This is a genomic window from Kitasatospora sp. NPDC091257 (assembly GCF_044757675.1).
In the GTDB taxonomy this organism is placed as follows: domain Bacteria; phylum Actinomycetota; class Actinomycetes; order Streptomycetales; family Streptomycetaceae; genus Kitasatospora; species Kitasatospora lactacystinica.
The window spans coordinates 1-12,791 of sequence record NZ_JBIVVI010000105.1 but is presented as its reverse complement, the minus strand read 5'-3'; the positions used below and the strand labels follow the sequence as shown (position 1 = coordinate 12,791).

At 73.8% G+C, this 12,791-nt stretch carries 9 protein-coding genes; 7 read left to right on the top strand and 2 right to left on the bottom strand.

Features of this window, described 5'->3' with window-relative positions:
* Positions 1–227 precede the first annotated feature (227 nt).
* Positions 228–3,791, top strand: a complete 3,564-nt coding sequence (gene dnaE / locus ACIQOV_RS07555) for a DNA polymerase III subunit alpha (protein ID WP_401046011.1) — start codon at positions 228–230, stop codon at positions 3,789–3,791.
* 70 nt (positions 3,792–3,861) lie between these two features.
* Here dnaE and ACIQOV_RS07550 read toward each other — a convergent pair whose 3' ends face one another.
* Both ACIQOV_RS07550 and ACIQOV_RS07545 read right to left on the bottom strand, forming a co-directional pair.
* Complete coding sequence (locus ACIQOV_RS07550) at positions 3,862–4,557, bottom strand: phosphatase PAP2 family protein (RefSeq protein WP_401046009.1); 696 nt, start codon at positions 4,555–4,557, stop codon at positions 3,862–3,864.
* Positions 4,558–4,799: 242 nt separating this feature from the next.
* Positions 4,800–5,663, bottom strand: a complete 864-nt coding sequence (locus ACIQOV_RS07545) for an LLM class flavin-dependent oxidoreductase (RefSeq protein WP_401046007.1) — start codon at positions 5,661–5,663, stop codon at positions 4,800–4,802.
* A gap of 220 nt (positions 5,664–5,883) precedes the next feature.
* Here ACIQOV_RS07545 and ACIQOV_RS07540 point away from each other — a divergent pair, with 220 nt between their 5' ends.
* From ACIQOV_RS07540 to ACIQOV_RS07515, 6 genes are all read left to right on the top strand, one after another.
* A complete protein-coding gene (locus ACIQOV_RS07540; RefSeq protein ID WP_401046004.1) occupies positions 5,884–6,897 on the top strand; it encodes a 3-oxoacyl-ACP synthase III family protein in 1,014 nt (337 codons plus the stop codon).
* Positions 6,894–7,628: a glycosyltransferase gene (locus ACIQOV_RS07535; RefSeq protein WP_401046001.1), complete on the top strand. Its 735-nt coding sequence runs from the start codon at positions 6,894–6,896 to the stop codon at positions 7,626–7,628. Before ACIQOV_RS07540 ends, ACIQOV_RS07535 begins: the two co-directional genes overlap by 4 nt.
* Positions 7,629–7,732: 104 nt before the next feature.
* Positions 7,733–9,280: an AMP-binding protein gene (locus tag ACIQOV_RS07530; RefSeq protein WP_401045999.1), complete on the top strand. Its 1,548-nt coding sequence runs from the start codon at positions 7,733–7,735 to the stop codon at positions 9,278–9,280.
* Positions 9,277–10,428, top strand: coding sequence for a cytochrome P450 (locus ACIQOV_RS07525; protein WP_401045996.1), 1,152 nt, complete (start codon positions 9,277–9,279; stop codon positions 10,426–10,428). The genes ACIQOV_RS07530 and ACIQOV_RS07525 overlap by 4 nt, the downstream gene beginning before the upstream one ends.
* Positions 10,428–11,315, top strand: a complete 888-nt coding sequence (locus ACIQOV_RS07520; RefSeq protein ID WP_401045994.1) for an NAD-dependent epimerase/dehydratase family protein — start codon at positions 10,428–10,430, stop codon at positions 11,313–11,315. Before ACIQOV_RS07525 ends, ACIQOV_RS07520 begins: the two co-directional genes overlap by 1 nt.
* 152 nt (positions 11,316–11,467) lie before the next feature.
* Positions 11,468–12,775 (top strand): aldehyde dehydrogenase family protein, encoded by a 1,308-nt coding sequence (locus ACIQOV_RS07515; protein WP_401045991.1) that lies wholly within the window; start codon positions 11,468–11,470, stop codon positions 12,773–12,775.
* Positions 12,776–12,791 lie beyond the last annotated feature (16 nt).

The window sequence follows — 12,791 nt, the reverse complement described above, 5'->3', positions numbered from 1 at the left end:
ACCGCTGAGCCCGGCCGGCGCACCGTCCGGCCCGTACTCCTCCGCGAACCCGAAGGTCAGGTCGAGCCGCGCGGTGCCCGTGGTCACGGACGTCCCGTCGCCCGTCGGGGAACCGGGGAGGATGCGTCAAGGTCCCGGCAACGGGACCCCGGCCCGGCGCGTCGCCGCCGCCGATCGGCTAGCGTGGGGCGCTCCCCGACCGACACCCCTTCCTGGAGCACAGCGCCGTGTCCGACAGCTTCGCGCACCTGCACGTCCACACCGAGTACTCGATGCTGGATGGGGCGGCGAAGAACGGCAAGCTCTTCGCCGAGGCGGAGAGACAGGGTATGCCCGCCATCGCGATGAGCGACCACGGCAACATGTTCGGCGCCTACGAGTTCTTCCACTCCGCCGCGAAGACCGGGGTGAAGCCGATCATCGGCATCGAGGCGTACGTCGCCCCGGCCTCCCGCTTCCTGAAGAAGCAGGTGTTCTGGTCGCCGGGCGGCCAGCGCCCGTCCGGCGCCGACGGCGAGGGCGGCAAGGACGTCTCCGGCGGCGGCCGCTACACCCACATGACCATGTGGGCACAGAACGCCACCGGTCTGCGGAACCTCTTCAAGCTCTCCTCGCTCGCGTCGATGGAGGGCTACTACATGAAGCCCCGGATGGACCGCGAGCTGATCGCCGCCAACGCGACCGGCATCATCGCCACCACCGGCTGCCCCTCCGGCGAGGTGCAGACCCGGCTGCGGCTCGGGCAGTACGAGGAGGCTGTCAAGGCGGCCGGCGCCTACCAGGACATCTTCGGCAAGGAGAACTACTTCCTGGAGCTGATGGACCACGGCCTGTCCATCGAGAAGGACGTCCGCGAGGACCTCCTGCGCCTGGCCAAGCAGCTGAACATCCCGCTGCTGGCCACCAACGACTCGCACTACGTGACCGCCGACCAGGCCGACGCCCACGACAGCCTGCTCTGCGTCGGCGTGGGCAAGAACAAGGACGACCCGAACCGGTTCAAGTTCAACGGCAGCGGCTACTACGTGAAGACCGCCGAGGAGATGCGCGAGCTCTTCCGCGAACTGCCGGAGGCCTGCGACAACACGCTCGCGATCGCCGAGCGGGTCGAGTCGTACGACGAGGTCTTCAACTACGTCGACCGGATGCCGCAGTTCGACGTGCCGGAGGGCGAGACCCAGGCCTCGTTCCTGCGCCAGAAGATCGCCGCCGGCCTCAAGCACCGCTACGGCGACAACCCGAGCCAGGAGGTGCTGGACCGGGTCGAACTGGAGATGGGCGTCATCTCCCCGATGGGCTTCGACGCGTACTTCCTCGTGGTCGCCGACATCTGCCAGTACGCCCGGGACAACGGCATCCCGGTCGGCCCGGGCCGAGGCTCGGCGGCCGGCTCGATGGTCTCCTACCTGACCCGGATCACCGAGCTGGACCCGCTGGAGCACGACCTGCTGTTCGAGCGGTTCCTGAACCCCGAGCGCATCAACCCCCCGGACGTCGACATCGACTTCGACGACCGCCAGCGCGACCAGATGGTGCGCTACGTCACCGAGAAGTACGGCTCCGCCTACACCGCCCAGGTCAACACCTTCGGCACGATCAAGGCCAAGGCCGCCGTCAAGGACGCCAACCGCATCCTCGGCTACCCGTTCGCGATGGGCGACCGGATCACCAAGGCGATGCCGCCGGACGTCATGGGCAAGGGCGTCCCGCTGGCGGACCTCTTCAACGAGAAGCACCCGCGGTACAACGAGGGCACCGAGATCCGCTCGCTGTACGAGAACGAGTCCGACGTCAAGAAGATCATCGACACCGGACTGGGCATCGAGGGCCTGATCCGCGGCACCGGTGTGCACGCCGCCGCCGTCATCCTCTCCTCGACGCCGCTGCTCGACCTCATCCCGCTGCACATGCGGGACAAGGACGGCGTGATCATCACCGGCTTCGACTACCCGTCGTGCGAAGCCATGGGCCTGATCAAGATGGACTTCCTGGGGCTGCGGAACCTGGGCATCATCGATCACTGCATCAAGATCGTCAAGGCCAACCGGGGCGTGGACGTCGACATCGAGAAGATCCCGATCGACGACCCCACCACCTACCAGCTGCTGGCCCGCGGCGACACCCTCGGCGTGTTCCAGCTCGACGGCGGCCCCATGCGCGCCCTGCTCAAGCTGATGAAGCCCACCGAGTTCGCCGACATCTCCGCCGTCTCCGCGCTCTACCGGCCCGGCCCGATGGGCATGAACTCCCACACCAACTACGCGCTCCGCAAGAACGCCCAGCAGGAGATCATCCCGATCCACCCCGAGCTGGAGGAGCCGCTGAAGGACGTCCTCGGCCCCACCTACGGCCTCATCGTCTACCAGGAGCAGGTCCAGCGCGCCGCCCAGGTGCTCGCCGGCTACTCGCTCGGCCAGGCCGACCTGCTCCGCCGGGCGATGGGCAAGAAGAAGAAGGAGGTGCTGGAGAAGGAGTTCGTCCCCTTCCACGCCGGCTGCAAGGAGCGCGGCTACTCCGACGAGGCCATCCAGGCGGTCTGGGACGTCCTGGTCCCGTTCGCCGGCTACGCGTTCAACAAATCGCACTCCGCCGCGTACGGCCTGGTCTCCTACCAGACCGCCTACCTCAAGGCCAACTACCCCGCGGAGTACATGGCCGCGCTGCTCACCTCGGTCGCCGACGACAAGGACAAGATGGCGGTCTACCTGGCCGAGTGCCGGCAGATGGGCATCAAGATCCTCTCCCCCGACGTCAACGAGTCCGTGGTCGACTTCACCGCCGTCGGCAGCGACGTCCGGTTCGGCCTCAAGGCCGTGCGCAACGTCGGCGTACCCGTGATCGAGTCCCTGGTGCGCACCCGCGGCGAGCAGGGCAAGTACACCTCCTTCGCCGACTTCCTGGACAAGGTCGAACTGGTGGTGTGCAACAAGCGCACCGTCGACTCCCTCGTCAAGGCGGGCGCCTTCGACTCCCTCGGCCACACCCGGCTCTCGCTCAGCACCGTGCACGAGAGCGCGATCGACGCCGTCACCGGGCTGAAGAAGCAACAGGCCATCGGCCAGGACGACCTCTTCGGCGCCCTCGACACCGGCAACGACGGACCCGGCATCGGGCTGGACTTCCAACTCACCGAGAACGAATGGCCCCGCCGCCAACTCCTCGCCCTGGAACGCGAGATGCTCGGCCTCTACGTCTCCAGCCACCCGCTCGACGGCGCCGAGCACATCCTCTCCCAGAGCCGCGACACCTCGATCGCCGAACTCCTCGGCTCCGGCCGCTCCGAGGGCGAGGTGCGCCTCTCCGGCCTGATCACCGGCGTCGACCGGCGGATCAACAAGGCCGGCAACGCGTGGGCCATCATCACCCTCGCCGACCGCGACGGCTCCGTCGAGGTGCTGTTCTTCCCCGCGACCTACAACCTGATGGCCGAGCAGATGATCGAGGACAACGTCATCTCGATCCGCGGCCGGCTCAACGAACGCGACGGGTCCCTGAGCGTCTTCGGCCAGGAGATCACCACCCTCGACGTCTCCTCCGCCGAGCTCGGCACCAAGCCGCCGGTGCACATCACCGTCCCGGCCGCCCGGATCAACCCCCAGGTGGTCGCCGAACTCAAGCTCGCCCTCCAGGCCCACCCCGGCGACGTCCCGGTCCGGCTGCGCACCACCAACTGGGACAAGGACACCCTCTACGAGCTCGGATACCGGGTGAACCCGGACAACGGGCTCGCCTCGGACGTCAAGACCCTCCTCGGCAACCGCGCCTGGGTGGGCGCAGCCGTCCGGTCCTGACCGGCGCCGGGCCCGCCGCTTCCGGTCAGGACGGAAGCGGCGGGCCCGGCGGTCCGGCTACGCGGTCCGGTTACGCGGTCCTGGTCGCGCCGGACCGCTTCGCGCACTCCGGCAGGTACGAGGAGCCCGCGGCGCCGGCCGCCAGCCAGCCGACGGCCAGCAGCCAGCCGGCGAGGACGTCCAGCGGCCAGTGCACGCCGAGGTAGACGCGGCTCAGGCCGATCGTGCCCGCGAACAGCACGGCGCCGACGACGGCCGTGCGGGTGGCGGCCGGGCGCGTACGGGCGACGGCGAGCGCGAGCAGGCCGGCGCAGAGGGCGGACGTGAAGGCGTGCCCGGAGGGGAAGGCGAAGCCGGAGGCGGTGAACGCCCAGTCCGTCACGGGCGGCCGGGGCCGGCCGAAGGCGTGCATCAGGCCCTGGCGCAGCAGTTGCCCCAGCGCCAGCCACACCACGGGCAGGAGCAGCGCCCGTACCGTCGTCCACCGGCGCCTCGGCGAGCCCGTGGTCCCGACGGCGGTGAGGACGCCCGCGGCCAGGGCGAGGAGGTAGGGGACCACGCCGGTACCGAGGGAGGTGGCGGCCATGGCCACGGCGCGGGCGAGCTCCGGGCGATGCGCGGTGCACCAGTCGATGGCGGCCTGCTCGAAGGCGAACGGCGCCCAGCCGTGCGTGGCCACCACGGCCGCGACCACCGCGAAGGCCGACCACGCACCGACGAGCACCACCACCCACCGCCGACGCTCCGTCATCCGGTCAGCCGCCATCCCAGCCCTCCTGCCAGCACCGCCCGGGCCACCGGAACGCGGCCCCGCGCGGCCAGGGTAGCGAGCCCGCGCCCGACGGCACCGGCCGGCGTCCCCACCACGGCCTCGCGCGGGTCGTGGCCCCCGGCCGGTCGACGCCGGTTCACCAGGTCATCCTGAACGGCCCCGGCCACCGCCCCGCGCTGCCCCGCCGGGCCACCGGCGAACCCCGCCGACCAGCGCGGCACGCCCTCGACGGCCGATCAGAGGACCGGCGGCCCCGCCTCGACACGGCGGAGTACCGGGAGCAGCCGGTCCAGGTCGGGGCCGGTCTGCAGCTGGCGCTCGTCCCACCAGGTGGCACCGGCGTCGTGCAACGGACCGATCACATCCCTGGCCCTGGCCGCGTCCGGCGGTGTGGCGCCACCGAGCACGAACTCGAAGGGGCGCTCGGCCGCGACCGTACGGTGTCTGCGCACATAGCCGACCAGATCCCGTACCTCCGCCACGTCCGGCGCCTGGCCGTGCCGGGCCGTCTCGAAGAGCGGCACCGCGCCGTCCCACCGCGCCGCCCGCCGCATCGGCGGGCGGCGCGGCCAGAACCCGCCGATCCACACCGGCGGACAGGGCCGCTGCGCGGTGGCGGGCAGCAAGGTCACGTCCCGGACCTCGTAGTGCCGGCCGTGGTGGTCCACCGCCTCGCCGGACCAGAAGCGCCTCAACAGCTCCAGCCCCTCGTCCAGTCGTTCGGCCAGGAGGCGCGGTTCGGAGGTGTCGCCGAAGCTGAGGTATTCGTCCTCGATCGGACCGCCCAGGCCGGCGGCGAAGACCACCCGGCCGCCGCTGAGGACGTCCAGGGTGGCGACCTGGCGGGCGAGTTGCTGCGGTCGGTAGCGGGGGACCGGCGTCAGCAGGGTGCCCAGCCGGATCCGGGAGGTCGCCAGCGCGGCCGCGGTCAGCAGCATCCAGGGGTCGGCGAACGGACGCCCCTGGTGTCGTCGATGCAGTACGTGGTCCCAGACGAACAGGCCGTCCCAGCCTGCCTGTTCGGCGGCGGCGGCCACGGTCGCGACGTTGCGGGGGTCGGCGAAGTCGCCGAAGTTGGGGAGGTTGACGGAGAAGCGCATTCCAGCAGGATGCGCAGCAGCCCCGGAGCGGGCAAGAGGCGTGCCCCATCAGGATTCCCGAGCACCCGGGAAGTCACCCGGGTCCTGGCGTCAGCGGCCTCACGGAGTCGGACGAGCCCGGCAACCGTCCACCTGCACAGACGTGATCGGGTAGCGGAACGGGCCGCTCTGAGTACCCGTACTCAGGCCGGCCGGGCCGTGATCGCCGGAGCATGAAGGCATGCAATCAGCAGCGATACCGCGGATCGGCATCACCGCCGTCGGCTCCCACCTGCCGGCCCGCCGGCTCACCTCCCAGCAGCTTCAGGACGAGATCGCCGCGGTCGGCCGACTCGCCCTGCCGGAGCGGATGTTCGAGAAGGCGACCGGGATCCGCAGCCGGCACTTCGCCGCCGACGACGAGTACGCCTCCACCCTCGCCGTCGGCGCCGCCCGGCGCGCCCTCGACACCCGCGGGCTGCATCCGCGGGAGGTGGACCTGCTCCTGTTCGCCTCCGCCACCCGGGACGTCTGCGAGCCCGCCACCGCCCACATCGTGCAGGCCGAACTCGGCACCCGGGCCCACGCGTTGGACGTCAGCAACGCCTGCAACAGCTTCCTCAACGGGATCGACCTGGCCCGGGCGATGATCCTGGCCGGACGGGCCCGCCGCGCCCTGGTCGTCACCGGGGAGACCCCCAGCCGGGCCATGCGCCGCGCTCCCTCCGGCATCGCGGAGGTGCGCGACGGCTTCGCCGGCTACACCTTCGGCGACGCCGGGGCGGCCGTCGTCGTCGAGGCCGTCGAGCGGGGCGGCATCCTCGACATCGAGACCGCCACCGCCTCCGAGCACTGGGAGGCCGGCGGGATCCCCGGCGGCGGGTCCCGGCACCCGCGCGGTGACGAGCACAGCTACTTCCGCGGCGGCGGCAAGGAGTTGCGCGGCATCTTCGAGACGATCGGCCCTGCCGTTCTGGCCCGGCTCGCCGCCCGCACCGGCCTCGGCTGGGACGACTACGCCCGCGTCCTGGTGCACCAGGTGACGCTCCCGTACCTGGAACGTTTCGTCGAGCTGACCGGAGCGCCGGCCGGGAAGCTGGTGCTCACCGTCCCGGAGATCGGCAACGTCGCCAGCGCCACCCTGGGTGTCCAACTCGACCGGATACGCGACACGCTGGCCCCCGGGGACAAGGTCCTGCTGGTCGGCCTCGGCGGCGGCGTCAGCCTGATGACCATGGTCTGGGAGGCGTCGTGAGGACCGATCTGTGGGTGGTGGTCCCCGCCTACCAGGAGCAGGACCGCATCGACGGCGTGCTGCGCGCCCTCGCCGCCCAGCGCGACCGCGGCTTCACCCTTCTCGTCGCCGACAACGGCTCCACCGACGGCACCGTCCGCGCGTTCGCCGCCCGCGCACCGTTCCCCGTCGAGGTGCTGGTCGAGCCGGAGAAGGGCGTCGGCTCCGCCGTGGACACCGCCTTCCGCCACGCCATCGCCCACGGGGCCACCCTGCTCGCCCGCACCGACGCCGACTGCCTGCCCGAACCCGGCTGGACCGCCGCCGCCCGGGCCGGCCTGCTGGACAGCGGAGGGCTCGTCTGCGGCCGGGTCACCGCCCGCCGCGACGAACACGGGCCGGCCGGGCGCGCGGTGTTCCTGCTCCTGGTCGCCCTCGGCGCCTTCTTCGGCCGGATCCGGCCGGCCCACCACCGCCGGCACGGCTACCTGACCCCGTACCGGATGCACGCGGGCAACAACATGGCGATCACCGCCGAGCTCTACCAGGCCGTCGGCGGCATGCCCCGCCGGCCCTCCCCCACCGACCGGGCGTTCCTCAACAGGGTCCGCCGGCACACCACGGCGGTGGTGCGCCGCCGCGACATGGTGGTGCAGAACTCCACGCGGCGGATCCGCGCGTACGGGGTGGTGGGCACGGCCCGCTGGTACCTGGAACGTGGGGCCGGGCCGCGCCCGGTCGACGTCCGCTGAGCCGGCATCCAGGCATTCAGGCCTCCATCGGACCGGCCGTCGTCGACCGAACCCGCCGACGGCCGCCCACCCAGCCCACCTCCGCTCCCCGAAAGCAGCCCCCCGTGCTCGACCGCCTCGCCCACGCCCTGCGCACCGACCACCCCGAGCGGCCCGCCGTCCTGCGCCAGACCGCCCTGGGCACCGTCCGCCCGGTGATCCGCCGGGGCGAGCTCGCCGATCTGGCCGACGGCTACGCCGCCGCCCTGCACGCCCACGGCCTCGGCTCCGGCTCTCGCTCCGGCTCTCGCTACGATCCCGGTCCCGGTCCCGGTCCCGGCGCGACCGTCGGCGTCGCCGTCCGTCCCGGCCCGCGCGCGCTGGCCGTCATGCTCGCCGCCCACCGGCTGGGCCTGCGGATCGCCGTCCTCGACCCGACCGCCGGACCCGACGTGCTCGCCGCCCGACTCGCACTGGCCCGCCCCGATCTCGTCCTCGCCGACGCCGCCGCCCAGGCCGTCGCCGGCTGGGCGGGGCCGCTGGCCCGCCGCGCCGACCTCGCACTCCCGCGGCTCACCGCGCTGGGGCCGGTCGCCACCCTCGGCCGCCGCCTGCCCGGCTGCGCACCCCGGCTGCGCCCGGCGGACTCCGCCCTGCCCGCTGCCCCGCCGGCCGCCCCGTCCGAGGGCGACGGCCACGGCCACAGCGGCGAGGACGCGGTGATCGTCTTCACCTCGGGCACCACCGCCCGACCGCGCGCCGTCGTCCACACCCGCGCCGGCCTCGCCGCCGGGCTGGGCACCGTCGCCGACCTGGTCGGCCCGCGCCCCGGCACGGTCGTCCTCGGCGGCACCTTCTTCGTCCTCGTCCCGGCACTCGCCGCCGGCGCCGCCGTCGTCCTGCCCGCCCGCCGCCCCGCCGCGCTCGGCCGCCAGCTCGCCCGGCTCTCCCCCGCCCACACCTACCTCACCCCGCCGCAGCTGCGCGCCGCCCTCGCCGCCGGGGCTCGCTTCACCGGCCGGGTCTGGACGGGCTCCGCCCCCGCCGACGCCGCCCTGCTGCGCCGGGTCAAGCGGTCCGGCGCCGACGAAGCGTGGAGCGTCTACGCGCTCACCGAACTGTTCCCCGCCGCCGCGGTCGAGGAGGCGGACAAGAGCGCCCACGACGGGAACGGCGACCTCGTCGGCCACCCGCTGCCCGGCGTCCGGGCCCGCCTCGCCGAGGACGGCGAACTCCGGCTCACCGGGCCCGGCGCCCGCCACCGCTACCTCGGCGAGGAGCCCGACCCGTGGATCCGCACCGGCGACCACGCCGGCCTCACTCCCGACGGACGGATCGTCCTCGCCGGCCGCCTCAAGGACATGGTGCTGCGCCACGCCGAGAACATCTACCCGGGCCTGTACGAGCCCGCGCTGCACGTGCCCGGCGTCGAACTGGCCGTGCTGGTCGGTGTTCCCGACGGGAACGGGGACGAACGGCTGGTCGCCCTCGTCCAGCCCGCGCCCGGCACCGACCCGCGGCACCTGCGCACCGCCCTGCGCGGGCCGCTCGACCGCATGGGCTCCGCCCGTCCCGACGCCGTCCTGTTCGGCACCGTCCCGCTCACCGGCCGCTCCCGCAAACCCGACCGGGCCGCGGCATCCGCCCACTGCGCACAGGAGTTGACCCGATGAACCCGTCCGACCGCACGACCGCCACCGCGACGCCCGCCGCTACGCTCGCCGGGACCACCACCGCCACGGACCTCGTGTCCCTCGCCGCCGCCTCCCGCCGGGCCCGGCGCCGCGACCGACGCGTCTGCCTGCACAGCCACCCCGCGCTCTTCGCGCTGCTCTGCGCCACCCGCCGCCGCCCGGTCCTGCGGCTCGGCCGCACCCTGCTGGTGCACGGCGCCGACGCCTACCACGAGGCCCTCACCCGCGTCCCGCTGCACCGCACCGCGCCCGGCACCACCGGCGGCGCGGCGGCCCGGCTGACCGACGGCGGCGCGCTGTTCGACCAGGACGGCGGCGACCACCGCACCGCCCGCCGTACGCTGGCCGCCGGCGTCGACACCAGCGCCCGCGCCCGGATCCGCCCGCTCTGGCGGGCCGTCCTCGCCGAGCGCGTCCCCGACCTGGCCACCGGGCACCTCGAACTCGTGGACCTCGTCAGGGAACTGGCCGGAACCACCGCCGCCGCCCTCACCGGTGCGACCGTCCCGGCACGTCGACTCGCCGACGCCGCAGCCGAGGCGGCCGCCGCTGCCGCCCGCGACCACCTGCCCGGACCGCGCCCGGGCCGTGCCCGCGCCGCGGCCGAGGCGGTCGACGCCGCGGCCCGCCTCAGCGCCCTGCTGCCCGATCCGCGTGACGCCATGGTCGCCGTCGCCGCCGTCAACACCACCCTCGCGGCCGTCCCCCGCGCCGTCGCCTGGTGCGCCGACGCCGGCCTGTGGGCGGCCGTCGACGGGGCCGGCGCGCCCCGTCTCGCCGCCGAACTGCTGCGCCTCACCGCGCCCTCCCCGCTGCTGCCCAGGGCGGCCGCCGCCGACGCCACTCTCGCCGGTCACCGGGTGCGCCGCGGCGACCGGCTGATCCTGGTCGCCCGGCACGCCGCCCTCGCCCACCACCGCGCTCCGAGCCCGGACCCGGCCGCCACCCAGGCCGTCTTCGGCACCGGCCCCCACGCCTGCCCCGGTGCGGGCCTGGCCCGCGCCCAACTCGCCGACGTGCTCCTCGCGCTGGCCCCCCACCGCCCGGTCGTCACCCGCGCCCGTGTCGACCGCCGCTGCGCCCTGCCCGGCTACGCCGAACTCACGCTCCGCCGAGGACGGTCCTGATGCGCATCGCCGTCACCGGCGCCTCCGGATTCTGCGGCGCCCACCTCGCCCGCACCGCCGCCGTCCTGGGCCTGGACGTCACCTGCCACGGCCGCCGCCCCGGCCCGGTCGGCCGCCACCTCGGCTGGGACGCCGCCGCCCACGACCCCGACTTCACCGGCGCCGACCTCGTCGTCCACTGCGCCGCCGCCGTCGCCGACCTGCCCCCGGGCCACCCGGCCGAGGCCCACCAGCGCACCGTCAACGTCACCGGCACCGAGCGCGTCCTGCGCGCCGCCGCCGGCCGCCCCCTCGTCCACGTCAGCAGCGCCAGCGTCTACGACCCCCGCACCACCGCCGCCGTCCTCACCGAGGACCACCCCACCACCGCCGGCCACCTCAACGCCTACGGCCGCACCAAGGCCGCCGCCGAACGGCTCGCCCTCGCGGCCGGTGCCGTCGTCCTGCGCCCCCGCGCCGTCTACGGCCCCGGAGACCCGCACCTCCTTCCGCAGCTGCTCGGCCGGGCCCGGTACGGCCTGCTGCCGCTGCCCGGCCGGGACCTCCCGCTCAGTCTGACCGCCGTCGCCAACCTCACCGACGCCTGCCTGTCCGCCCTCGGCCTCACCGGCGCCGCGCCCTGGGCTCCCGGCGCCTACAACATCGCGGACGCCGCCCCGTACCGGCGCGACGACGCGCTGCGCCACATCCTCACCGTCCACCGCCGCCCCGCCCGGATCGCCCATCTCCCCGCGCCGCTCGTCCGGCTCGCCGCCCGCACCACGGTGGTCCCCGGCCTCACCCCGTACACCGTCGACCTCGTCACCCGCGGTGTCGTCCTCGACCTGACCCGCGCCCGTGCCCAGGGCTGGCACCCCGCCCACGACCTGCGCGACTACCGCCCCTGACACCTGTCCGAGCGAACGGGGGATGCCGGGAGAATCGCAGGAGGATGCTTGACAAACTCAACCTTTCATCCCTAGGGTCGCCATTGCTTCAGGTAGTGAAAAATTTCTACCCGCAAGCACCGGCTCCCCACCTCAAGACCGTGAGACCCCTCATGACTGACGCCATCCCCGCCGTGGTCGCCCGCCTGCGGGCCGAATTCTCCACCGGCCGGACCAGGCCGCTCACCTGGCGCCTGGACAGGCTGGCCGCCCTGCGCGCCCTGCTCACCGAACAGGCCGAGGCGTTCCAGCGGGCCCTGCACACCGACCTCGGCAAGAGCGCCGCCGAGGCGTACCGGACCGAGATCGGCTTCACGCTCAACGAACTCGACCACACCGTCGCCCACCTGGCCGAGTGGCTGGACCCGAAGCCGGCCGCCGTACCGGAGGTCTTCCGCCCCGCCGAGGCCCGGGTCGTCCGCGACCCCCTGGGCGTGGTGCTGATCATCGCCCCCTGGAACTACCCGCTCCAGCTCGCCCTGGCCCCGCTCGTCGGCGCCCTGGCCGCCGGGAACACCGCCGTCCTCAAGCCCAGCGAACTCGCCCCCGCGACCTCCGCGGCCATCGCCGAGCTGCTGCCGCGCTACCTCGGCGAGGAGGCCGTGGCGGTCGTCGAAGGCGCCGTCCCGGAGACCACCGCCCTGCTGGAACAGCGCTTCGACCACATCTTCTACACCGGCAACGGCGTCGTCGGACGGATCGTCATGACCGCCGCCGCCAAGCACCTGACCCCGGTCACCCTGGAACTCGGCGGCAAGAGCCCGGTCGTGGTCGACGCCGGCACCGACCTCGGCGTCACCGCCCGGCGGATCGCCCGCGGCAAGTTCCTCAACGCCGGACAGACCTGCGTCGCCCCCGACTACGTCCTCGCCGTCGGCGGCACCGCGGCCGGCCTGGAACGCGAACTGGCCGACGCCGTACGGGAACTGTTCGGCGAGGAGCCGGCCACCAGCACGGAGTACGGGCGCATCGTCAACGAGCGCCACTTCGACCGGCTCACCGCGCTGCTCGACGACGGACGCACCGTCACCGGCGGCGGGCACGACCGCGCCACGCGCTACCTCGCCCCGACCGTCCTCGCCGACGTGCCCGCGACCGCCCCCGTGATGCGGGCCGAGATCTTCGGCCCGATCCTGCCCGTCCTCACCGTCCCCGACCTCGACGCGGCGATCGCCTTCATCAACGAGCGCGACAAGCCGCTCGCCCTCTACGCCTTCACCGAATCCGCGGACACCAAGCGGCGACTGACCGAGGAGACCTCCTCCGGCGCGCTCAGCTTCGGACTCCCGGTCTCGCACCTGGCGATGCCCGACCTGCCGTTCGGCGGCGTCGGCGAGAGCGGCATGGGCCGCTACCACGGCGAGTACTCGATCGACACGTTCAGCCACACCAAGGCCGTCGTCGACAAGCCCCTCGGCTGATCCCGCCCCTGCCCTC